This window comes from Glaciimonas immobilis (assembly GCF_011947285.1).
GTDB classification, from domain to species: Bacteria; Pseudomonadota; Gammaproteobacteria; order Burkholderiales; family Burkholderiaceae_D; genus Glaciimonas; species Glaciimonas immobilis.
In genome coordinates this window covers 56,525-79,370 of record NZ_JAAOZT010000002.1, presented here as the reverse complement: position 1 = coordinate 79,370, position 22,846 = coordinate 56,525, and the positions used below count along the sequence as shown (strand labels likewise).

The following is a 22,846-nucleotide window of genomic DNA, read 5'->3' as shown; positions in this document are numbered from 1 at the left end:
CCTCGGGCGTACTGACACGTACTGACACGTACTGACATTTGATGTGACGCCTTTCAACGTCAATTCACGTTATTTTCACAACATCACAGGCAATTTCGACACTAACGATTCGCGCATTGCTATCCCAATCCTGGTCGCCTCGGTCGCATCGTCCAGTGTCAGACTTAACGGCTCCTGCTTGCGTATGGCGTTAACAAAATAAGTCGCCTCACTCAGAAAAGCATCTTCAAAGCGGTCGAAGAAAGTAGGCGTGCATTCATTCCGGATTCCGGTCGCATCTGCAATTTCGACACGATGTTGGCGGGGATTGCGTCCTATCGTGAGTCGCCCTGCCGTACCTGTTACCTCTGTCACTGTTTCATGCCCATGTGGCATTGTGCGCGAGGCATAAAATGTCGCAATGCGGCCGTTCTCAAACTCACAAATCGCCACCCCATTATCGACGTCACCGCAGGCTTCTAATCCCTGATGTATTGCAATCGTGCCGCTGGCATAAACCCGTACCGGCTTGGGATTGCCCAGCATCCATCGCGCAAGATCAATATCATGCACGCTGCAATCAAGGAAAATACCGCCGCTGGTAGGGGCGAAATTGACAAAGAACCCCTCTGGATCAAATTGATCGCAGGTTTGCGAGTACACCATGAACGGCTGCCCAATGCTGCCGGACTGGATCTTTTTATAAGCATCCTGATAGCTAGCATCAAAACGTCGCACGAAGCCAATCATCACGTTCAAGTGCGGATGCAGCGTTGCCTCGGCATTTACACGACGACAATCATCCAGGTCCAGCGATAACGGTTTCTCACAAAATACGTGCTTACCAGCCCGTAACGCCTGAATGATTTGCTGCGGATGCATTGAGGTCGGCGTCACCAGAAACACCGCATCAAGCCCCTCGTGCGCTAGTAGCGCCTCGTAGTCCAGATACAGATTACTGATACCAAGCGTCTGTTTAGCCCACGTTAACTCGCTTTCAAGCGGACTACAGGCGGCCACAAGCGTCGCACCCGGAACGTGCTGTAGCAAGTTTTCTGCATGTCGCCGACCTAAACGACCTAGTCCGACTATGCCAATTTTTAAAGTCTGATGTGCGTTCATTAGGATCTCATTGGGATAGTTCTATCGTGCGATTTTCACGCCATGACAAGGTTGCTGCCTCGGCCAACGCTAACGCCGCAACACCGTCATCGATTGTGGTGCGAACCGCGCCGCCATTCACCAGTACATCAAAAAAATGCGCAATTTCACGGGCATAAGCGGCGCGATAGCGCTCAAGAAAGAAGTGTTCAGGTTTGTCCTGGCTGACGTTTTGGGCAGTCGAAGCCACTACCTCGGTTGGCTTGTGATTGCCAGCCTGAAGCATGCCTTTGCTACCCAGTACTTCAAAGCGCTGATCGTAACCATAGGCTGCGCGGCGGCTGGTATTGATCTGGCATAAGCGACCGCGGCGGGTACGGATGGTCACTACAGCGGAATCGATGTCTCCGGACTCTGCAATCGCGGGATCACTCAGGCAACTGCCGGTGGCGGATATGCTGACCGCCTCATCATCGAGTATCCAGCGGAAAATATCAAAGTCATGAATCAACATATCCTTGAATATTCCTCCCGAACTTTTTAAGTATGACACCGGCGGAGCGCCTGGATCGCGGCTGGTCACAATTAACATCTCCGGTTCACCTATTTCACCGGCTACCAAACGCATCTTTAATGCCTCAAAGGTTGGATCGAAGCGGCGCTGGAATCCCATCATGCAGGTCACGTTAGCCGCACCAACCGCTAACGCGCATTCCTTCGCACGCGCCAAAGCCAGGTCCACTGGCTTCTCGCAAAAAATGGCTTTGCCAGCAGCCACGGCGCGCAAGATGAGGTCAGCATGCGTATCAGTACTAGACGCGATCAATACGGCACCGACTGCGGGGTCTGCGAGCGCGATATCGATATCGACTACTTGTGCGCCATTTTTCCCCGCCAGTTCCCGGGCAGCCTGGACGTTGACATCGCTGATATATTTAAGTTTTACACCTGGCTGCAGTACCAAATTGGCCGCATGAATTTTGCCGATTCGCCCCGCGCCAAACACCGCTACATTGATCATTTGCGTTCTCCCTGATTGTTATTGTGGTGATGCCTATTGTAAGGAAAAACGCGTGACAGTAGAAATAATTTTCCATGTTTTTAAATAATAGAAATTATATTTCACATTCAATAACAAGAAGCGCATCCCTTCCTGTGAATTAATAGTTTCAAATTAGCAACGTAAATGGTTGGAATGTGAGTTATTTCCACAGAGCTAAAAAATAATTTGTAAATTTAACAATTATTTTCTGGTCGCCGGGACTTAATGATATAAGGAAGAGTATGCAATTTTATACAGATCATTACACTGGATTGGCCCCGATCACTTACCTTTGATTCATAGCATCTTCAACAGCACCAACCGGATATCTGACATGACGCCGCGACCACTGGTAATATTCTTTAGCGCTACAATCTTGCTACCGTTAATCGGGTGCACAACGGGTGAAGGCGTCGTCGACCCCGTTAGCGCCAAAGCGCCGATCACTACGCTTACGCCGACAAAAGTAATTCAAATGCGAACGCTGGCGACCCGCGTTACCCTGACGCTCGATGACGGCTATTCAATTATGTTGATGGAGGGCACACGCTGGCAGTACCTAGGGAAGGTAGCCCCGGGTAGCGTCTATAAACCTAAAAAAGGGACGCTAATGACTAACGATGAAACGCCAAAAACTTTTGACATAGTCACGTCAGAGAAACAGCTATTGGGCCTCTACTTCCCCGCAGAACGTCGATATGAGGCACTACCGCAACCGCTTTATATGGTATTTCAGGAATAGCAGAATTTAAGGCAGGATTGCAGTACAGGGAAACGTCACCTGATGACATAACAAGTACTCCAGAAGCCGAGCTCACCTTTCGGTCGCTGTTCTCTTCTCTTCGGTAGGACAAGGTGTCCCCTAACGCACCGCCTAAAATCGAACTTCCCCAAAAAAAAAGCCCCGGCGGGTGGCTGGGGCATTTCATTTATCGCTTTGAGGCTGGCTTAACGCGCCATCCCCCTCTTGGTCCACGCCTCTAGCTGGTGGGGACGCAAACTATCGTAATCTTCGAACGGCTGATGTATCCAGGGATTAGTAGGAAGGTGATCAACATAAAAATCCGGCTTGATTGTCGAGCAATCCTTCCACCAGATGACGGCCGATTTGACTTCCGTCACCGGCGCATAATTCTCACGCAGGTGGCGTTGTACCCGATCAAGCGTCACACCGGAATCAACCAGATCGTCGACCAGCAAGATGCGGCCAGCCAGTGAACCACGACTCATCGTGATGTGCGCAGCAATATCAAGTTCACTTTGCACTGTCCCAGCAGCCTCACGGTACGAGCTGGTGGACAGAATAGCCAACGGCACATCAAAAATACGGGAGCACACATCGCCTGGCCGCAAGCCGCCGCGCGCCAGACACAGAACCTGATCGAATTTCCAGCCAGAATTATGTACAGTGAGTGCTAGCTTTTCTATCGCCCGGTTATAGTCGTCCCATGAAACCCATAGGTGTTGGTCGTTAGAGACATTCATCGTGCTTATCTTCTTTTTAATTATTTAAAAGGATGGCGCAAAACAATGGTTTCTTCACGATCAGGACCAGTGGAGACCATGTCGATCGGCACGCCGACCAGTTCTTCGATACGCTTAACATAAGCACGGGCATTGGCTGGCAGCGCATCCATCGATTTCGCACCGACGGTGACTTCCGTCCAACCTGGCATTTCCTCATAAATTGGCACGCAACGCGCCGCTTCTTCCGCGCCTACCGGGAATATATCGACGACCTTGCCGTCAATGGTATAGCCAGTGCAAAGCTTCAATGACTCAAGGCCGTCGAGCACGTCGAGCTTGGTCAGGCACATCCCCGACACCCCGTTAATCTGTACCGAGCGCTTCAATAATGCCGCATCAAACCAACCGCAACGACGGGCGCGGCCTGTAACGGTACCGAATTCATGGCCGACGCTTGAAAGATGCAGACCGATACTTTCATCAGTAGGCAGTTCGGATGGGAACGGACCAGAACCAACACGCGTCGTGTAGGCTTTAGTGATCCCGAGTATATAGTGCAACATGTTTGGTCCGACACCCGAACCTGCAGCGGCATTACCGGCGACGCAATTGCTCGATGTTACAAATGGATAAGTCCCATGATCCACGTCTAGCAAACTTCCTTGCGCACCTTCAAACAATAGCTTTGCGCCATTATTATAGGCGGCGTATAGCTCGCTCGACACATCGGACACCATCGGTGCCAGACGCGGCACATTGGCCAAAGCATCGTCGAAGGTTTTTTGAAAATCGACCGGATCTGCCTTCAAATAGTTAGTCAGCACGAAGTTGTGATAATCAAGATTTTCGCGCAGCTTTTCAGCGAAGCGCGTTTCATTCAATAAATCGGCAACGCGGATTGCACGACGGGCGACTTTATCTTCATACGCTGGACCGATACCTTTACCCGTAGTACCAATCTTGGCGGCACCGCGCGCTACTTCACGCGCTGCATCAAGTGCAGTGTGGTAGGGCAAAATGATGGGGCAGGCTTCCGACACCTTGAGGCGTGATGCAACTTCCACCCCGGCGGCTTGCAGCTTATCGATTTCACGCAATAAGTCCGGAACTGACAAAACAACGCCGTTACCGATATAACATGCGACGCCCGGACGCATGATCCCTGACGGAATCAGTTGCAGCGCGGTTTTTTTACCGCCGATAACTAGCGTATGGCCTGCATTGTGTCCGCCCTGAAAACGCACAACACCCTGTGCGTGGTCCGTCAGCCAGTCAACAATCTTACCCTTACCTTCATCGCCCCACTGGGTTCCGATGACGACGACGTTTTTTTGATTACTTTTCTGTAACATCACTTAGTCCAAATTTTTGATAATCCAGTTGCCATTTTCGAGTACAACCACGCGGTCGCAATCGAACTCATCTTGATCGTTTTCGTGCCCTGGCAAACTCTGAATCACTATTTCGCCAGCGTTACGCAACGCAACAATCTTTTCCTTTAATCCTGCTTCGGTACTCCAAGGTGCCAGAATTGCAGCTTTACGCGCTGCACTCGGCATCAGGCGCGCTAACTCACGCAGATCCATCGAGAATCCGGTCGCAGGGCGCGAGCGTCCAAAGGTTTCGCCGACATGATCGTAACGCCCTCCACGTACCAGCGCGTTCGGCAAACCGCTAACGTAAGCCCCGAATATTGCACCACTTTCGTAATGATAACCTCGAAGATCGGCCAGATCGACAGTGACACATTCTTCACCTGCAGCGTGTGCCAGTGCCAGCAATTCATCTAATGCCTTGGCTATCGCAGGTAATTTTGGCAATATTTCACGCGCACGTTCAATTACGGTAATATCGCCATACAAATGCGGTAACGCTAATAACGCTGCGCGTGTTGGCGCACCGTAATCTACACTTATTTTAAGTAATCCCGGCGTGTCCTTTGCTTCGAGCAACTTTACCAAAGCCGTCTCGTCTTTGGTCGCCGCGGCATCTTCAGCAATAATGGCACGCAATATGCCTACATGGCACAAATCGAGACGCACCTTCGTAATACCCGCTAAAGCCAACGAAGCCAGCGCCAGATGCTGAATCTCTGCATCGGCCTCAAGCCCGGCATGACCGTAAATCTCGGCACCAATCTGGAATGGCTCACGGGTCGCATGGAGGCCAGAGGGACGCGTCCGCAATACGCTACCAGCGTAACAAAGTCGTGTTAGCGATGGACGATTTAATAAGTGTGCATCAATTCGGGCCACTTGGGTTGTCATATCCGCCCGGACACCAAGTGTCCGACCAGTAATCTGGTCCACCAGCTTGAATGTCATCGATTCGGTATCTTGGCCAGCACCAGCCAACAGGGACTCTATGTATTCCAGCATGGGCGGCATGACGAGCTCGTAACCGTATACGCGAAAATTATCAAGAATTAACCGTCGCAGGTCCTCGATCTTGCGTGCTTCGGATGGCAAGACATCGGCGATATTTTCAGGAAGAAGCCAATTAGGCATAGAAAGTAAACCAAAAGAAATTCAGCGCCGGTCAAAACCGGCGCGAGAGTACATCATGATCGAACGCGACCAAAAACACACCAACAATCAACACCCTAAATCCAGATGCCTTTGTTGTCCGACATAACTGGATAGCATAACTGCCTGAATTGCACTAGTGGCGCCAGGCTATGCGGAATGTATCAGAGATTTTCGTCGCCGTAAAAAAAAGAAATGGCGTCTGGATTAATGACGCCATCATATTACTGTTTTGCCAACCATTTTAAACACCATGCATCGTCAGAAAAAACGCATTAATGATGGTCGAAAATTGTTAAAATGCAACTAAGTTGCACCAAAAACCATTTGGATGCTTGGAACCTGTCTTTGTACTTTATGCTCTACCTGGCTCTACGGCAGTGCATAAAGTACATCTGTACTGTTGCACCGCCGCACCTGATTCAAACGGCTTTTGTTCACACCTGTTGCGGTCTAGACTTCGTATTACTTCGCAGCACCGACACCCGGATTCTTAAAATACTTAAAGAATTCGGAGCTAGGATCAATCACCATCAAATCCTGTCGGGTCTTAAAGCTGGCACGATAAGCCTCGAGACTACGATAAAACTTATAGAACTCTGGGCTCTTGCTGAAAGCTTGCGCATAAGTCTGCGAAGCCTTTGCATCGCCTTCACCGCGCATATTTTCAGCATCCCGATAGGCTTCCGCCAAAATCACCGTCCGTTGTTTATCTGCATCAGCACGAATCTTCTCCGACTCAGCAAAACCCGTTGAGCGTAATTCATTGGCCACACGCGCACGCTCTGACTTCATACGGTCATATACCGAAGCATTAATTTGATCAACATAATCAACGCGCTTCAAACGCACGTCAACAATATCAACACCGATCTGCCGTGCTTCTTCTGCAACCTTCTTGCGCAACGCGTCCATTACTTTGCCGCGCTCTCCAGAGATTACTTCGCGCACTGTGCGCTTGGTAATTTCTTCGTTCAACGCGGCTTTAACGATTTGAGACATCCGCTCTTGCGCACGTTGTTCATCTACGCCAAAACTCACAAAAAACAATTTAGGATCAGTGATCCGCCATTTAACGAAAGCATCGATCAGGACGTTTTTCTTTTCAGCAGTAATAAATCTGTCGGCCTCAGGTGGATCGATTGTCAATATCCGCTTATCCAAAAATACGACATTTTGAAACGGTGCTGGCAATTTGAAATGCAGCCCCGGCTCACTAATTACTTCTTTGACTTCACCAAAAGCAAACAAGATGCCGTATTGCCGCTGATCCACCACAAATACAGTGGAAAGCAACAATCCCAGTACGATAAACACGCCAACAGCGAGAGATATTAAACGGTTCATTATCTGCTCTCCCGATTACGGTTGTCACGGGAACGCGAGTCAATTACCCCTTGCGCATCACTTTCTTTCAACGGCACTACCGGTGCCGTGGCCGGGCTTATCCCGCTGGCTGCACTTGGCGATGTACCACCAACCGTACCGCTGGCAATTGATTGCGCAATCAATTTTTCCAAAGGCAGGTACAACAAATTATTTCCGCTCTTGGCATCAATCATGACTTTGGTAGTATTCGCGAAGATTTGTTGCATAGTATCCAAATACATACGATCACGCGTGACAGCGGGCGCTTTTTGGTACTCGGTCAACACTTGCCTGAAACGTGATGCATCTCCTTCTGCGTTCGCCGTCACACGGGCACTGTATGCCTCAGCTTCCTGCAACAGGCGCGAAGCTGCGCCACGGGCTTTAGGAATTACATCATTAGCGTAAGCTTGTCCTTCGTTCTTTTGGCGTTCGCGATCCTGGCCTGCTTTCACAGCATCATCAAAGGCCGCCTGAACCTGTTCGGGCGGTTGAACTCCCTGCATGGTCACATTAGTGACCTGTACGCCACTTTTGTAATGATCAAGAATTTGCTGCATCAATTGACCAACATCCAGAGCGACTTTTTCGCGGCCTTCATACAACACAAAGTCCATTTGACTTTTACCGACAACTTCTCGGACAGCGGCTTCAGCGACCTGTCGCACCGTTTCTTCTGGATTGCGAATTTGGTACAGCCAGTCCGCTGCGCTTTTTAATTTGTACTGTACTGCAAACTGAATATCGATGATATTTTCATCCTCAGTCAACATCAGGGCTTCTTTGGGCTGCTTATTTTTTGCGTTACCGCGATAGCCGACTTCAATTGTACGAACGCCGGAGACGTTGACAATTTCATGGCTTTGTATCGGGTAAGGCCAGCGCCAATTAACACCCGCCATTGTAGAGTGGCTATATTTACCGAAAGTCATGACCACGCCGGTCTGCCCTTCCTGTACGGTAAAAAATCCGCTAACCACCCAGAGAAATATCACAATTGCGCCAATAATGCCGACGCCGACGCCAGCGTTTTTGCCGGAAGGAAAGCCACTGCTGCCGCTATTGGAGTCGCCGCTGCCACCGCCGCCGTTATTTTTGTTACCAAAAAAACGATTCAGACGTTGGTTAAAATCACGCCATAACTGGTCGAGATCCGGTGGGCCATTATTCGGCTTTTTGCCGTCATTGTTTTGTTGGTTATCATTTTGCGGTTTACGGCCCCACTGCGGGTCGTTAAGCGAAAATTTGACACCAATTTTTTTGAATATAGAACCAAGCATTCGATCGTGATCCGGTATAAAAATAGGTTGGAATGCTCTTTAGAGGCGTTTTATCTGCGAGTCCTCGATACTTTGGGTATTTTCATTTTGCTGTTGATCGACCCTCGCCGCGTTGTTATCTGTTACAAATTCTGTAATTGCCTGACGCATCAGTCCAAGACCAGCACCAGTTTGAGCGCTTATAAAAACACGCTGAATTTTATCATACTCGTTACGCTCAATGCCCGGAGACAACTCCGCAGCATCGATCTTGTTCCATACAAGGATCTGTGGAATATGATCGGCACCGATTTCTTTGAGCACCAGATTGACCTGCTCAATTTGCTCCAGTCGCGCAGGACTAGCCGCATCGACTACATGCAGCAACAAATCTGCATGGATGGTTTCTTCCAGTGTTGCTCTAAAGGCGGCGACTAGTTGATGCGGTAGTTCCCGAATGAAACCGACGGTATCGGAAATCACGACATTGGCACCTTCGCCAAGATAGATTTTTCGCGATGTCGTGTCTAGCGTGGCAAACAATTGATCCGCTGCGTACACACCGGCCTTAGACAATGCATTAAACAACGTCGATTTGCCAGCGTTGGTATAGCCTACAAGCGAAATCGAAGGAATGTTGCTACGTCCACGTGCGCGCCGTTGCGTTGCGTGCTGGCGATGCAGTTTTTCCAGACGACCGCGTAAAGCCTTCACCCGATCCCCCAACAATCGACGGTCGGTTTCTAGCTGCGTTTCACCCGGACCGCGCAAACCTATGCCGCCCTTTTGCCGCTCCAGATGGGTCCAGCCACGAATAAGGCGGGTTGCCAAATGCTGAAGTTGCGCCAACTCTACCTGAACCTTACCTTCGTGACTTTTCGCACGTTGGGCAAAAATGTCCAAAATCAAGCTCGTGCGGTCAAGGACGCGGACTTTTAATACGCGTTCGAGATTGCGTTGCTGTGCCGGAGACAGGGCGTGGTTGAAAATAATAATCTCAATATCATCATCCAGGACCGCATCGGCGATTTCCTGTGCCTTGCCGGAACCGACAAATAAGGCAGCATCAGGCGCCCCTCGCCGTCCAGTGATGGTAACGATTGGCACCGCACCTGCCGACTTTGCCAGCAGGGATAACTCTTCCAGACTAGCGGCAAAGTCACCTTTGCCGAAGTCCACGCCGACTAATGCGGCGCGCATAGGAGGGGTCGAATAGCTGTCCGGGCGGACAGCAATTGATTACTCTGCGTCTGCTTCAAGATTAAGCGTCACAGCGCGTGCAGGCACAACAGTTGAGATGGCATGCTTATAAACCATTTGTGTCACGGTATTACGCAGCAGCACGACGTATTGGTCAAAAGACTCAATATGGCCTTGAAGCTTAATACCATTTACTAAATATATTGATACCGGGACGTGTTCTTTACGTAAGGCGTTTAGAAACGGGTCTTGTAACAATTGCCCTTTATTACTCATGGCTACTCCACTATGTTGTTGTGATTAGAAGTCAAACCGACTCCGTCAATTTGACGGAGTTTCTATGGTTGACTCGGTGGTGTATAACGAATGTAAACGATTTCTGCTATTCCTGCCAACGGAAATCTATTTTACCGGACGAGCAAACGGGTTCTTCCCTGACTTAAACTCGATACGTAATGGAGTCCCAATAAGCGAAAAAGTTTCACGAAAGTATTTTTCAAGATAACGTCGGTAGTTTGCATCGATCGCTTCGAGCGAATTGCCGTGAATGACGACGATCGGTGGGTTCATTCCGCCTTGATGCGCGTATCGCAATTTAGGGCGAATTGAGCCCTTGCGGCGCGGCTGCTGATGTTCAACAGCTTCCAACAATGCACGGGTCAGTTTCGGCGTCGTCAAGTTAGACATGGCCGCGGCATAAGCAGCATCGACAGACTTCATCAATGGAGCGATGCCAGTCGATTTCAGCGCGGAGATGTAATGCCATTTGGCGAACGATAGAAAATTCAGTTTGCGATCCAGATCGATCTTGATTTCATCACGACGCTCAGTCGTCAGACCATCCCACTTGTTGATGCCGACCACCAGTGCGCGTCCTGTTTCAAGAATAAATCCGGCGATATGCGCATCTTGCTCGGAGATATCCTGTTGCGCATCTAACAGTAATAACACGACGTTGGCTTCAGAGATAGACTGCAGTGTTTTGACCACCGAGAATTTTTCAATCGCCTCAAAAACCTTACCGCGTCGACGGATTCCTGCTGTATCGATTAATGTGTATTGCGTACCGTCGCGCTCAAACGGAATCTCAATCGAGTCACGAGTCGTGCCTGGCATATCAAATGCAATCACGCGCTCTTCGCCTAGCAACGTATTTACCAGCGTCGATTTACCAACGTTTGGGCGGCCTACGATGGCAAGCTTAATACTTCTTTCGTTACTAACCGGCTCTTCTACCTCGGGTGGGCGCTGAGCGAAAGCGAGATCGAGCGATTCCTCAACCAGATCGGCTACACCATCACCGTGCGCGGCAGAGATAACGTACGGATCGCCAAGTCCCAGTTCGTAAAACTCTGCGGTGACTGAGGTGTATTTCATACCCTCGGATTTATTCACGACTAACATCACAGAACGACCTGATTTACGCAGAAAATCTGTGATAGTTTTATCGTGTGGCGTCAGTCCCTGACGGCCGTCTACAATAAAAATCACTACATCGGCCTCTGCGACCGCTTGCTTGGTCTGCTTGGCCATTTCATGCATGATGCCGTCTTTAGCCACCGGCTCGAAACCACCGGTATCGATGACCAAAAATGGCCGCTCGCCCATACGACCCTCGCCATAGTGGCGATCACGGGTCAATCCGGGCATATCCGCCACTAACGCATCGCGCGAGCGCGTCATGCGGTTGAATAAAGTGGATTTGCCGACGTTCGGGCGTCCTACAAGTGCAATTACTGGCTTCATTAAGTTGTTACTCTGTCGCTAAAGCGATCAATGTCCCTGATTTGGTTTGAAAAATTACATTCGATCCCGCCACAACTGAAGTAGGCAAAACCGCGCTTTTATCGGCACGAACACGCGCCACTAACGATCCGTTTTCACGTGACAAGAAATGGATATAGCCTTCGAAATCGCCCACTGCAACAGAAGGGCCAAACGCTACCGGGCTAGACAGTTGGCGGTTGGCCAGCGCATCACTGCGCCAAACGACCGTTCCGTTGTCTATGGTGAAGGCACTCACTGCGCCGTGTTCGTCCGCCGCATACAGATTACGATCATCGCCGCCGACGCCAACAGCACTAGAGAAGTTTTTGACCCAATGGGCTGCACCAGAGCCGCCGTCGAAACAACCTACACGTCCCTGATAGGCTACCGCGCAGACGTCCTTACCTGTTAATAAAGGCATACCGGAAGCATCGGCCACACGTTCTAACTCAGTCGTTCCGCGAGGGTCGCCAATTGCCATTTCCCACCACGGGCCACCGTTAGCCAGATTTAATGCTGACAAACGACCGCCCGGCAATGCAACAAATGCCGCTTGCGCGACGATCAATATGCCCGGTGCAGAACGTAAAGTAAGCGATGGAACACTCCGTTGAGCCGTCCACTTACGCTCGCCTGATTCAGCGTCGTAAGCGGTAATCCGATTGTCCAGACTACGTACGATTACCAAACCTTGTCCCACCGCAGGCGAGGATAATATTTCGCTTGATGCCTGCGCCTTCCAACGCAGCTTTCCTTCTGCATCATAGACTAGTAGTGCACCCTTTTCACCGGCGACGGCGACAAAAAAACCGTCTGTTCCAACACCAGCCGTCAATTTCATTCCAGCATTGATACGCCAGGCGGCGACGCCTTTGGCAGCGTCAATCCGGGTCACTGTGCCATCCGCAGACGCAGCATAAACGCTAGCGCCCGAAACAGCGGGTGAAAAAGTATATTCTCCGGCATTACCGACCGAAGCCGACCAGACCGTACGCACTGTCAGCGCCGGCTTAAATTGCACTAAAGGCGCTGGTGGATTACTCGGCGCTTTACCGGAAAACAGTGAACAACCTGATAATACAATCACCGCACCTGCGCATGCAAATTTCACTGCTGTACGGACTTTTTGCAACTTCTGCATTTGCTTCCCTTTTTGCGAAATTTTCTGAGCGAATCTTTTAAACAGATGGAAAGTTCCGGGGATCAGGCCGCGGCTTTAGCCGGCGCTCCACCAATTGCGTCCAATTTTATTTGTATCAGTTGACGGGCCTGACTTCCTGCTGCCGACTTGTCGATCGCAGACTGATAAGCGACACGCGCCTCCGCTAGCTTGTTCTGGGCGACCAGAATATCGCCTTTACGATCAGCCAATACGCTGGCGAATTCAGGAGATACATCTCCGCTCAACACTTTCAAACCTTCATCATAAGCGTTTTGATCAAGCAGAACGCCAGCCAGACGCACTTTTGCAATGGTTTGGTATGCCTCTTCACGGCCATGTTCGATTACCCATTGCAATTGCGTTTTCGCACCATTCAGGTCGTTTGCATCAAAAGCCGACTTGGCAGCAGTCAGTCCTGCCATCTCCGCATACGCGGTCCTGCCGAATTTTTGTTGCATATCAGTCGCGGCACGCAGTACTTTAGCATTATCTTTAGCACCGACTGCTTTTTGCAGTTCTTCATACAATTGCGAGGCCTGCGCAGCCTGACTATTTTGGTAGAATTTCCAACCACCCCAACCGGCATAACCGGCCAGCGCGATGATCACCACCCATGTCGTGAGGTTACCGTACTTTTTCCACCAGTCGTTTATGGTCGCTAACTGTTCTTGCTCTTCGAGATTGAATGCCATGATAGTTTACTTTAATGGTGATAGTGAACGTGCTGGTGATCATGATCATGCCCATGATCATCGTTGCCAACTATAAGATCTACCAGATAGTCGGGAACGCCATCGAAAGGCACCACGGCCTGATTGCTGCCATCTTCTTTAACGCCTGCTTCGGCACGAAGTACTTTGACTGCAGCGGTATTATTGGCAACCTCATCTTCACCGATAATAACGGCATACGCGGCACCGCTGGCATCTGCCCGTTTCATTTGGGATTTAAAACTGCCACCAGCGTTCGCCGATGCGCAATGTAGCACAACATCCAGTCCCGCACTACGTAATCGCTCTGCTAAAACAAATGATTGCAGTTGCGCGGCCTCGCCTTGATGCACCAGATAGACATCGCATTCATTCCGGGTAACAGGCTCGCCACTGGCGCGCATTAACTCCAGCAAACGCTCTACGCCCATTGCAAAACCGCAGGCTGGCGTTGATTTACCGCCAAACATTTCAACCAGCGGATCATAGCGCCCACCGCCGCAAACTGTGCCTTGAGAACCCAGCTGATCTGTCACCCATTCAAACACCGTACGATTGTAATAATCCATACCGCGCACCAAACGGGGATTGATGGTGAACGGAATATTGTTGTGATGCAGGATTTTCTGCACACCTTCAAAATGGGCGCGCGATTCTTGCCCAAGATAGTCCAGCAATTGCGGCGCGCCATTGACCATCGCTTGCATCGCGGGATTTTTGGTATCCAGAATCCGCAAAGGATTGGAATGCAGGCGACGTTGCGCATCGGCATCCAGTATTTCTTGATGCTGCTCGAAATAGGCGATCAAATCTACGCGATGACGGCTTCTTTCTTCAGCATCACCGATGGAATTTAATTCGAGCTTAATGTTATCCAGTCCAAGGTCGTCCCACAAACGCTGACACAGCATAATTAACTCTGCATCAATGTCTGGGCCGGTGAAGCCGATTGCTTCTGCGCCCACCTGATGGAATTGGCGGTAACGCCCACGCTGTGGACGCTCATGGCGAAACATTGGGCCGCTATACCAAAGCCGTTTAGGACCGTCGTAAGTCAAATTATGTTCAATGGCTGCACGGACAACGCTTGCGGTGCTTTCCGGACGCAAAGTGAGATTATCACCATTCATTGAGTCGACGAACGAGTACATTTCTTTTTCGACGATGTCCGTGACCGCGCCTAAGCCGCGTGAAAATAAAGCGGTTGGCTCAACGATAGGTGTGCGAATCTGCTGGAAGCCGTAACTTTTTAACACGGACTCAACCGTATTTTCAAATAACTCCCATAGCGCTGCATCGGCAGGCAGGATGTCGTTCATCCCTTTGACGCCTACTATTTTTTCGACTTTTTTGATCTCTGACATTCTTCTTGATGCTCACTTAAACAGGCATTAAATTTTGGTGGCTGGTCGCTCTGCCCATCAGCGCGTCCCCAAGGCCAACCACGTTACAAACGTGCACTTTACCAATCTTGCGCTTACAAACTTGATTACCGGCCTTACGCGTTACCTGGCGCCCTCTGCCGGGCATATTCACAACTGGATATTCAATCGTGTATTCTGTTTTGCCTACAACATTGAAGACACTTCGCTCCGACGACTAACCGATAAGTCGTACATCAGAACCTATGCATCAAAATCTACCCAACAGTCTGTCCGGAGTAGCGTTTCTTGACATAGTCGAGCACAATTCCCTGAAATTCCTCGGCGATCCGCTCACCGCGCAAGGTCATCTTTTTTTCACCGTCAATAAAAACTGGTGCAGCGGGCGACTCACCCGTGCCCGGCAGGCTGATGCCTATATTTGCATGTTTGGATTCGCCCGGTCCATTGACGATACAACCCATGACAGCGACGTTCATGCCTTCAACACCGGGATAAGCTTTTTTCCATACCGGCATCTGATCGCGCAGGTAGGTTTGAATTTTATCCGCCAAATCCTGGAATACCGTTGATGTGGTGCGGCCGCATCCTGGGCATGCAATCACCATGGGTGCAAATTTTCGCAAACCCATCGTCTGTAAAATCTCCTGCGCCACCACTATCTCTTTAGTCCGATCGCCGCCCGGTTCAGGGGTGAGCGAGATCCTGATCGTGTCGCCTATACCTTCTTGCAACAGTATCGATAACGCTGCTGTAGAAGCCACGATGCCTTTGCTTCCCATGCCCGCTTCTGTCAATCCCAGGTGCAAAGGATAATCGCAGCGACGCGCCAATTCACGGTACACGGCAATCAAATCCTGTACGCCAGAAACTTTGCAGGACAGAATAATACGGTCTGCTGCCAATCCCAACTCTTCCGCGCGGATGGCGTTTTCTATGGCCGAGGTCACCAAAGCTTCATACATGACCTGCTGCGCGCCCCAAGGTTCATTTCGCAGAGCATTCTGGTCCATAATCCGCGCCAATAATGCCTGATCAAGACTTCCCCAATTTACGCCAATGCGCACCGGTTTGTCGTATTTGCAGGCTGCCTCGATCATTTGTGCAAACTGGGTATCTCGCTTTGCGCCTTTACCCACATTTCCGGGGTTGATTCGATATTTGGACAACGCCTTGGCACAGTCGGGATAATCATTCAGCAGCGTGTGACCGTTATAGTGAAAATCGCCCACTAAAGGCACGTCAATGCCCATTTTATCGAGTTGCTCGCGAATCGCCGGGACTGCCTGTGCCGCTTCCGGTCTATCCACGGTAATGCGCACAAGTTCGGACCCTGCCCGGGCCAGATCCTTAACCTGTATCGCTGTACCAATTGCGTCTGCGGTATCCGTATTGGTCATCGACTGCACTACCACCGGTGCACCGCCACCGATCAAAATCTGACGCGCGCCATAGGCTACCGTCGCAATGCGGCTAACGCGGCGCGCGCCTGGACCAGACGACGTAAAAGGATTGATATCCGACATGGAAAATTCGCTTTCTGACTTATTTCAGATTGAGTCGGGCAATATTACTCTTTGCACCGGCCTTCAGATCAACCGCAGCACCTCGAAACGTAGCCTCTACGCCGGCCAGATTACCCACAACAAGAGAGACGGGTTGATTAATATCAAACGTCTCGGTAGTGCCAGCTTTTCCTACACGTGAGTAGAGGGAAGTTTTATCTGCCCGTCTTATTTCAACCCAGGAGTCCTGCTTGAAGGTTAAGCTCAACTGGTTGACGGCACCCACAGCAGAGACTGCACCAACCGCGGGAACACCCGGTTTGAGCGCTTCAGCGACTACGGCAACGGGTGCCAATGCCGCGCCGTCGGTGATATTTTCCGTGCTTTTTGCTGCCTGCTCCTGCGCTGCATTACCAGTTTCAACCGTTGCCCCGTTCGATGACGTGGCGGCTGCCGATGCAGGTAAAGAAGAGCCAGATGAAACCGGTGCCTGACGCAATATGGATAAGCCGCCAAATTGCGCCAGCACCAGGCCGATCACGATGACCCCGACCACTCCGAAAATCCAGTTATAAGGCACCCTGCTATTACGACCCGCCAGTAACAGTCGGGACTCAGAAAAAATAGTTGCGTTGGGTTGCTTGCCGAATACCTGCACTTTGGCCGCATTGACTGGAACTGTACTCGGCAGAATTGTCGCGGGATCAAGGCCCAACATCTTCGCATAGGAGCGAATGTATCCACGTGTCATGACGATCGTCGGCAACGCATCATAGTCATCGGTTTCGATGGCATAGATTTGGCGCGGTGCAAGTTTTAACTGATTGGCAACGTCGTCGATAGACCAGCCATGCTGCTTCCGCATGTGAGCCAGCTGCTCGCCCACCGACAGCGCGGGCACTGCGGCAGGTTCGTTATTCTGAATTGCTTCCTCGCCGGAGGGTTTAGCAATAAGTTGTTCCGGCTTACTCATTTAAGACTCCGCGCTGATAGGACGCATATTCTGGCGATCCTGGATAAAGCCGACGCAATTGCGTGACCAGATTTGCTTCCGCTACGCGGTCACCAAGCTTACGCTCCACTTTAACGGCGAGCCATAAAACATCTGCCCCTAGCACGTCCACTTTAGTGACCAGGCCCATATAAAACCGTGCCCGCTCAGCATCATTGCGATCGATTGCCAGCATCGCAAGATGCACGTTAGTCAGAGGGTTTCCGGCATTAAACTGAAAAGCCTGCAAAAAATAACGCTCTGCACTGGCGATATCCCTCATCTTTAAACTACAAACTCCGGCGTTAGTAAGCGCCTTGGCAGGAGAAAGATACAATCGACTCTTTAAGGCAGTCTGAAAATAGGCGATCGACTCTTTTTCTCGTCCATTTTTGCAAAGAAACCAGCCGTAATTATTGGCGATATCCGGATTGTTTGGTGCTAACTTGAGCGCGCGCTGGAGATTATCGTCTGCTAGACCGGTTTCGTCCATGTCCATATAAATTAATCCGCGCACGCTGTATGCATCGGCAAGCGTTGGGTCCGCGTTGATGGCCTGCTTTACTTCATCTAACGCGACTTCCAGTTGACCCTGTCCATAATACCCGACCGCCAGTTCAAGCCGGATGCGTGCACGCCGCTGCGCATCGGTTAAGTCCGAATTGGTCGGAAGTTCACGACGTGCGCCGTCGTCGTTATCGATTCGGTTGTTACCGGAAACAGCGGAGCATCCCGCTAACATCGTCAGCACAGTGACGACGATCAGGGTGAAAACTATTGAGCCCCCTCCTTTCACTCGAATACCTCAACGATACGACCAAAGTTTTTACCAAATTTAGTCTGGTACTCAACCATTTTTTGCATGCGTTCCTGCACTTTGGTGCGATCCTGCACCTCACCGGCTAGTTGTCCGCAAGCAGCGTCGATATCATCGCCGCGGGTTTTACGTACCGTCGTGACAATCCCTGCATCCATCAAGATTTGAGCAAAGGCTTTGATGCGCGGATTATGGGACCGTTTGAGGCCCGACTCCGGGAAAGGGTTGAACGGAATCAGGTTGAATTTGCAAGATACCGCCTCACTACCGCTGCGACCCTGCACCAGAGCAATCAACTCGCGGGCGTTGGCGTCACTATCGTTAACGCCGTCGAGCATGCAATATTCAAATGTCACAAAGTCGCGTGGCGCAAATTCAAGATAGCGCTTGCAGGATGCCATCAATTCCCGCAACGGATATTTTTTGTTTAAAGGTACCAGTCCGTCGCGTAACGTATCGTTAGACGCGTGCAAGGAGACCGCCAACGCCACAGCACAATCTTGCGATAATTTGTCGATCATCGGCACTACGCCACTGGTTGACAAGGTGACGCGACGACGTGAAAGACCGTAAGCGTTGTCGTCCAGCATTAATTTCAGCGCAGTGACAGTCGGTTCATAATTGAGCAGAGGCTCGCCCATGCCCATCATAACGACGTTGGTAATCTGACGCTCGCCCTTTGGACCCGGTGCGATATTTTTGGATTTACGTAGTTCAAATTCGGCCATCCATAACTGACCGATAATCTCGCCGACCGTCAAATTCCGACTGAATCCTTGTTTGCCCGTAGAGCAAAAACGACAATTAACGGCGCAACCGGCCTGGGTCGAAATACATAAGGTTCCACGATTTTCTTCAGGAATAAATACCGCTTCTACTGCATTACCCTGGCCCACATCCAGCAGCCACTTGCGGGTGCCGTCGGTGGATGTATGGTCACTAATCACTGCGGGCGCGGCAACCATAGCACGCGTTGCCAGTTTGTCGCGCAACGACTTGGCCAAATCGGTCATTGCTTCAAAATCGTGCGCCCCGAACTGATGTATCCAGCGGAGCAATTGTTTAGCGCGAAACGGCTTCTCACCCAACTCGCCGCAATATTCGACAAGTTGCGCAGGGTCCAGATCCAGCAGGTTGGTGAGAGCTGTCATAACAAATTCCATCTAATTATTGACTCATCGCTGTGCACAGCATGCTTGCAGGCAATCGGATGCGCCAATCTACTACTATCAACTTCAATTAATTACTATCAACTTCAACTAATTAATGCGCATTAAATTATGCGTTTCATAAACTTGGATACACAAAGCTTGATACACAACGCTTGAGAAACAAAGCTTGAGAAACAACGCTTGAGACGCAAAGATTAATACGCATTTAACGCGGGTGTAAGACCCGCGTGCTACTTACCGCTTACTTGCGCCCAACAATTCTTGGGCACGTTGCAAAATTTCGACTTGCGAATTAACGTGAGTATACGTTCAATGCTGGGAAGAAATAAGCGATTTCAACAGCTGCTGTTTCAGCGGCATCGGAACCATGTACCGCGTTAGCATCGATAGAATCAGCGAAATCAGCACGAATCGTACCTTTGTCCGCTTTTTTAGGATCGGTCGCACCCATCAGGTCACGGTGGGTCAGAACAGCGTTTTCGCCTTCTAGTGCTTGCACAATAACAGGACCGGAGATCATGAAATCAACCAGATCTTTGAAGAACGGGCGTGCAGCGTGTACTGCGTAGAAGCCTTCTGCTTCAGCGCGGGACAAATGTATCATGCGCGCAGCAATGATCTTCAGGCCAGCTGTTTCGAAACGGCTGTAAATTTGGCCGATGACGTTTTTAGCGACTGCGTCTGGTTTGATAATCGATAGTGTGCGTTCAATTGCCATTTAAAAAAACTCCAATAAGTAAAAAGGGTCAAACTAATATGTATAAATCAATAAAACAATCACTAAAACAATCACTAAAACGCAATAACGCAATAATAATTCAGCCACAATCTGGCGCACACTTGCTCGTATGCGACCTTTGCAAAGCCTCACAAAATTGCGTGAAGTAAAACAGATTGCGAAACCCACCGCCAGGGTGATGTTTTAGATTGATTTATTATTCAATCAACCTTTGATTTTACCACGAAACCCAAGTGCCAAAGAAAAACCCATTAGCGAGGCAGACGTTTTCGTAGAACCTATCAAGAAGTTTGCTGTCTACGTTCTGTCGACGTTTCGGGGCGCGGATGACGGATGAATCGGTGCTTGTAACGATACCCGTCCACCAACGTGTTATGCTAGTCAGAGCTTACATTAAGGCATTTAAAGGGGCAATTATGAATCCAAATTTACAACATCGTTATGCCACAACAGGTACGACCGCAAGCGTCAGCGGCGTTCGCAATCGGGTGTTACGTAATACTTACTGGTTGTTAGCCTTGTCTATGATCCCGACAATTGGGGGTGCCTGGCTAGGCGTGCAAATGAACTTCAATCTGTTTGCCGGAAGTCCGATGATAGGGTTCATCGCTTTTATGGCGATCGCATTCGGTTTTTTTTACGCAATCGAAAAAACCAAAGATACCGGATGGGGTGTTGTCGTTCTGCTAGGTTTCACATTCTTTATGGGACTAATGCTCACCCGATTGATTGAGCACACGCTCCGGTTCTCGAATGGCGGAACACTAATTATGTTGGCTTTTGGCGGTACCGGTATCGTATTCGCTGTGATGGCGACGATTGCAACGGTCTCTAAACGTGATTTTTCAGGCTTGGGAAAATGGCTGTTTGCAGGTCTGATTGTTATCGTACTAGCGAGCGTAGCCAATATGTTTATGCAAATTCCAGCGCTTTATTTTGCAATTTCAGTCATCGCTATCGCCATTTTTTCCGCTTATATTTTGTATGATGTGCAACAAATTATTAACGGTGGCGAGACAAACTACGTTCGTGCAACATTAAGTATTTATCTGGATGTCTACAACATCTTCGTTAATCTTTTATCGCTCTTGGGTATTTTTGGCGGCAATCGCAACTGACTTAAGCGCGAATCGGTTAATTAATAACCGGTTGATTAAAACAGGAAGCCGACTGAAACAAGTCGGCTTTTTTGTATGGCAATGAGGGTCGAGCAGACAGACAAACAGTCATGGTTATTGCGGCTGAACCAAATCAAATACTGCTATCGATTCCACGTGTGCCGTATGCGGAAACATATTCACTACGCCCGCCTGCGACAATCGATACCCGCCTTGCGCCAGTGTTCCCGCGTCCCGGGCCAGCGTTGAAGGACTGCAGGACACATACACGATTCGGGTGGGCATCAGGTCTCGGCGACCGATATCAGACAACCCTACCAAAGCGGCGCATACCGTAGCGGCACCATCGCGCGGAGGATCAATCAGCATTCGGTTAAATTGACCAAGTGCAATAAAATCTGCAGTAGTCACCTCAAACAGATTGCGACTATAAAAAGTCGTTTTACCCTCTAACTGGTTGATGACGGCATTCTCTCTGGAGCGCACGACAAGCGCATCGCTACCCTCAATGCCCACGACTTCCCGCGCCAAGGTAGCGAGCGGTAACGTAAAATTACCTAACCCACAGAACAAATCGGCCACCCGGTCTTCGGATTGCACGCCAAGCAAACGTAACGCTTTAGCTACCAATACCCGATTAATTTGGTGATTTACCTGAGTGAAATCGGTTGGTTTAAATGGCATCCGGACATTGAATTCGGGCAATGTGTAATACAATTCGCTTTGAGCCGGATAATACGGTATGGCGGTTTCGGGCGGGCCGGTTTGCAACCACCATTGAACCTCATACGCGTCAGCGAAAGCCTTCAGCTTTACTTCATCCTCGGCGCTTAATGCTGCCATGATGCGCAACACCATTACCGTGACTTGGCCCTGCGCACTCTCGCCGACGGCCAGCTCAATCTGGGGTAAATGTTCAATAATCGTGAGCGAACCGATCAGCCCACGTAACGGCACAAGCATGGCCGATACCTTTGCAGGCAAAATGTCACAGCTAGTCATATCGGTGACATAGGGTGATTTTCGCTCGTGAAACCCAACCAGTACACCACCTTTCTTGGGCACATTGCGTACCGAAATACGGGCCCGATAGCGATACTCCCAAGTCGGGCCATAAATCGGCCGCAACACTAGGTCGGCTTTAATCTTGCTAATATGCCAAAGATTGTCTTCCAGCACCCGTTGCTTTACCGCAACTTGCGCGTTAGGCTCAAGATGTTGCATTGCGCAGCCCCCACACACTCCGTAAAACTGACATCGCGGTTTAATCCGCGACACCGACTCTCGGTGCAAGTCGGTCATGGTAGCAAATTCCCATTTCTTTTTCTTCCGAAACGAATGAAAACTTACATTTTCTCCGGGCAAAGCACCCTCGACAAAAATGACTTTTCCTTGACTTCCATCGTCATTTTGCAGATGGCCAATACCGCGCGCATCCATGTCGAGTGATTTGATATCAATGGTGTTATCTTGGTGCATAGGGTGAGGAGTACATTGCGCAATTTACCCGTCGCATCGTCTGTGCCGCGTCGCCCGATAAAC

The 22,846-nt window shown here is 50.0% G+C and carries 21 protein-coding genes; 2 read left to right on the top strand and 19 right to left on the bottom strand.

What is annotated here, in order from left to right; all coding sequences use genetic code 11:
• Positions 1-75: 75 nt before the first annotated feature.
• Positions 76-1,101, bottom strand: a complete 1,026-nt coding sequence (locus tag HAV38_RS02565) for a Gfo/Idh/MocA family oxidoreductase (protein WP_168052147.1) — start codon at positions 1,099-1,101, stop codon at positions 76-78.
• A gap of 7 nt (positions 1,102-1,108) precedes the next feature.
• Entirely contained in the window at positions 1,109-2,101 is a 993-nt protein-coding gene (iolG, locus tag HAV38_RS02560) for an inositol 2-dehydrogenase (protein ID WP_168052145.1), read from the bottom strand.
• A gap of 355 nt (positions 2,102-2,456) precedes the next feature.
• On the opposite strand from iolG, the gene HAV38_RS02555 reads away from it, so the two are divergent.
• Positions 2,457-2,864 (top strand): hypothetical protein, encoded by a 408-nt coding sequence (locus HAV38_RS02555; RefSeq protein ID WP_168052143.1) that lies wholly within the window; start codon positions 2,457-2,459, stop codon positions 2,862-2,864.
• Between the two features lie 206 nt (positions 2,865-3,070).
• Here HAV38_RS02555 and HAV38_RS02550 read toward each other — a convergent pair whose 3' ends face one another.
• From HAV38_RS02550 to ndk, 16 genes are all read right to left on the bottom strand, one after another.
• Positions 3,071-3,607 carry a phosphoribosyltransferase gene (locus HAV38_RS02550; protein ID WP_168052141.1) on the bottom strand — a complete coding sequence of 179 codons (537 nt, stop codon included), beginning with the start codon at positions 3,605-3,607 and terminating at the stop codon, positions 3,071-3,073.
• Between the two features lie 20 nt (positions 3,608-3,627).
• A complete protein-coding gene (locus HAV38_RS02545; protein WP_168052139.1) occupies positions 3,628-4,941 on the bottom strand; it encodes an adenylosuccinate synthase in 1,314 nt (437 codons plus the stop codon).
• 3 nt (positions 4,942-4,944) lie between these two features.
• Positions 4,945-6,096 (bottom strand): ATP phosphoribosyltransferase regulatory subunit, encoded by a 1,152-nt coding sequence (locus tag HAV38_RS02540; protein WP_168052137.1) that lies wholly within the window; start codon positions 6,094-6,096, stop codon positions 4,945-4,947.
• 483 nt (positions 6,097-6,579) lie between these two features.
• Complete coding sequence (gene hflC / locus HAV38_RS02535; RefSeq protein ID WP_168052135.1) at positions 6,580-7,461, bottom strand: protease modulator HflC; 882 nt, start codon at positions 7,459-7,461, stop codon at positions 6,580-6,582.
• Positions 7,461-8,762: an FtsH protease activity modulator HflK gene (gene hflK, locus HAV38_RS02530; protein ID WP_168052133.1), complete on the bottom strand. Its 1,302-nt coding sequence runs from the start codon at positions 8,760-8,762 to the stop codon at positions 7,461-7,463. The genes hflC and hflK overlap by 1 nt, the downstream gene beginning before the upstream one ends.
• 39 nt (positions 8,763-8,801) lie before the next feature.
• Complete coding sequence (gene hflX, locus HAV38_RS02525) at positions 8,802-9,941, bottom strand: GTPase HflX (protein WP_168052131.1); 1,140 nt, start codon at positions 9,939-9,941, stop codon at positions 8,802-8,804.
• 39 nt (positions 9,942-9,980) lie between these two features.
• Positions 9,981-10,217 carry an RNA chaperone Hfq gene (hfq, locus tag HAV38_RS02520; protein WP_108439546.1) on the bottom strand — a complete coding sequence of 79 codons (237 nt, stop codon included), beginning with the start codon at positions 10,215-10,217 and terminating at the stop codon, positions 9,981-9,983.
• Between the two features lie 126 nt (positions 10,218-10,343).
• Positions 10,344-11,687, bottom strand: coding sequence for a ribosome biogenesis GTPase Der (der, locus tag HAV38_RS02515; RefSeq protein WP_168052129.1), 1,344 nt, complete (start codon positions 11,685-11,687; stop codon positions 10,344-10,346).
• 7 nt (positions 11,688-11,694) lie between these two features.
• Positions 11,695-12,849, bottom strand: a complete 1,155-nt coding sequence (bamB, locus tag HAV38_RS02510) for an outer membrane protein assembly factor BamB (RefSeq protein WP_168052127.1) — start codon at positions 12,847-12,849, stop codon at positions 11,695-11,697.
• Between the two features lie 62 nt (positions 12,850-12,911).
• On the bottom strand, positions 12,912-13,562 hold the full coding sequence (locus HAV38_RS02505; RefSeq protein WP_168052125.1) for a YfgM family protein: 651 nt from the start codon (positions 13,560-13,562) through the stop codon (positions 12,912-12,914).
• A gap of 11 nt (positions 13,563-13,573) precedes the next feature.
• Positions 13,574-14,944 (bottom strand): histidine--tRNA ligase, encoded by a 1,371-nt coding sequence (gene hisS / locus HAV38_RS02500; RefSeq protein WP_168052123.1) that lies wholly within the window; start codon positions 14,942-14,944, stop codon positions 13,574-13,576.
• A gap of 275 nt (positions 14,945-15,219) precedes the next feature.
• Positions 15,220-16,488 (bottom strand): flavodoxin-dependent (E)-4-hydroxy-3-methylbut-2-enyl-diphosphate synthase, encoded by a 1,269-nt coding sequence (gene ispG, locus HAV38_RS02495; protein WP_221313751.1) that lies wholly within the window; start codon positions 16,486-16,488, stop codon positions 15,220-15,222.
• Between the two features lie 19 nt (positions 16,489-16,507).
• Entirely contained in the window at positions 16,508-17,440 is a 933-nt protein-coding gene (locus HAV38_RS02490) for a helix-turn-helix domain-containing protein (RefSeq protein WP_168052121.1), read from the bottom strand.
• Positions 17,433-18,254, bottom strand: a complete 822-nt coding sequence (gene pilW, locus HAV38_RS02485) for a type IV pilus biogenesis/stability protein PilW (RefSeq protein ID WP_245182157.1) — start codon at positions 18,252-18,254, stop codon at positions 17,433-17,435. Before pilW ends, HAV38_RS02490 begins: the two co-directional genes overlap by 8 nt.
• Positions 18,251-19,426 carry a dual-specificity RNA methyltransferase RlmN gene (gene rlmN, locus HAV38_RS02480; protein WP_184013361.1) on the bottom strand — a complete coding sequence of 392 codons (1,176 nt, stop codon included), beginning with the start codon at positions 19,424-19,426 and terminating at the stop codon, positions 18,251-18,253. Before rlmN ends, pilW begins: the two co-directional genes overlap by 4 nt.
• A gap of 313 nt (positions 19,427-19,739) precedes the next feature.
• The gene (gene ndk / locus HAV38_RS02475) at positions 19,740-20,165 is read right to left on the bottom strand and encodes a nucleoside-diphosphate kinase (protein WP_168052117.1); all 426 of its coding nucleotides are present in this window, start codon (positions 20,163-20,165) and stop codon (positions 19,740-19,742) included.
• A 437-nt stretch (positions 20,166-20,602) separates the two neighbouring features.
• On the opposite strand from ndk, the gene HAV38_RS02470 reads away from it, so the two are divergent.
• A complete protein-coding gene (locus tag HAV38_RS02470; protein WP_168052115.1) occupies positions 20,603-21,304 on the top strand; it encodes a Bax inhibitor-1/YccA family protein in 702 nt (233 codons plus the stop codon).
• A 114-nt stretch (positions 21,305-21,418) separates the two neighbouring features.
• On the opposite strand, the gene rlmD is transcribed toward HAV38_RS02470, so the two are convergent.
• On the bottom strand, positions 21,419-22,783 hold the full coding sequence (gene rlmD, locus HAV38_RS02465) for a 23S rRNA (uracil(1939)-C(5))-methyltransferase RlmD (protein ID WP_168052113.1): 1,365 nt from the start codon (positions 22,781-22,783) through the stop codon (positions 21,419-21,421).
• Positions 22,784-22,846 lie beyond the last annotated feature (63 nt).

Bases quoted from the DNA above. Each gene is read 5' to 3' on its own strand.
- HAV38_RS02470 (WP_168052115.1), top strand. From the start codon at position 20,603: ATGAATCCAAATTTACAACATCGTTATGCCACAACAGGTACGACCGCA.
- HAV38_RS02550 (WP_168052141.1), bottom strand. From the start codon at position 3,607: ATGAATGTCTCTAACGACCAACACCTATGGGTTTCATGGGACGACTAT.
- hfq (WP_108439546.1), bottom strand. From the start codon at position 10,217: ATGAGTAATAAAGGGCAATTGTTACAAGACCCGTTTCTAAACGCCTTA.
- der (WP_168052129.1), bottom strand. From the start codon at position 11,687: ATGAAGCCAGTAATTGCACTTGTAGGACGCCCGAACGTCGGCAAATCC.
- ispG (WP_221313751.1), bottom strand. From the start codon at position 16,488: ATGTCGGATATCAATCCTTTTACGTCGTCTGGTCCAGGCGCGCGCCGC.
- bamB (WP_168052127.1), bottom strand. From the start codon at position 12,849: ATGCAGAAGTTGCAAAAAGTCCGTACAGCAGTGAAATTTGCATGCGCA.
- HAV38_RS02565 (WP_168052147.1), bottom strand. From the start codon at position 1,101: ATGAACGCACATCAGACTTTAAAAATTGGCATAGTCGGACTAGGTCGT.
- hflC (WP_168052135.1), bottom strand. From the start codon at position 7,461: ATGAACCGTTTAATATCTCTCGCTGTTGGCGTGTTTATCGTACTGGGA.
- hflX (WP_168052131.1), bottom strand. From the start codon at position 9,941: ATGCGCGCCGCATTAGTCGGCGTGGACTTCGGCAAAGGTGACTTTGCC.
- HAV38_RS02540 (WP_168052137.1), bottom strand. From the start codon at position 6,096: ATGCCTAATTGGCTTCTTCCTGAAAATATCGCCGATGTCTTGCCATCC.
- hisS (WP_168052123.1), bottom strand. From the start codon at position 14,944: ATGTCAGAGATCAAAAAAGTCGAAAAAATAGTAGGCGTCAAAGGGATG.
- HAV38_RS02490 (WP_168052121.1), bottom strand. From the start codon at position 17,440: ATGAGTAAGCCGGAACAACTTATTGCTAAACCCTCCGGCGAGGAAGCA.
- hflK (WP_168052133.1), bottom strand. From the start codon at position 8,762: ATGCTTGGTTCTATATTCAAAAAAATTGGTGTCAAATTTTCGCTTAAC.
- iolG (WP_168052145.1), bottom strand. From the start codon at position 2,101: ATGATCAATGTAGCGGTGTTTGGCGCGGGGCGAATCGGCAAAATTCAT.
- ndk (WP_168052117.1), bottom strand. From the start codon at position 20,165: ATGGCAATTGAACGCACACTATCGATTATCAAACCAGACGCAGTCGCT.
- HAV38_RS02545 (WP_168052139.1), bottom strand. From the start codon at position 4,941: ATGTTACAGAAAAGTAATCAAAAAAACGTCGTCGTCATCGGAACCCAG.
- rlmD (WP_168052113.1), bottom strand. From the start codon at position 22,783: ATGCACCAAGATAACACCATTGATATCAAATCACTCGACATGGATGCG.
- rlmN (WP_184013361.1), bottom strand. From the start codon at position 19,426: ATGACAGCTCTCACCAACCTGCTGGATCTGGACCCTGCGCAACTTGTC.
- HAV38_RS02505 (WP_168052125.1), bottom strand. From the start codon at position 13,562: ATGGCATTCAATCTCGAAGAGCAAGAACAGTTAGCGACCATAAACGAC.
- HAV38_RS02555 (WP_168052143.1), top strand. From the start codon at position 2,457: ATGACGCCGCGACCACTGGTAATATTCTTTAGCGCTACAATCTTGCTA.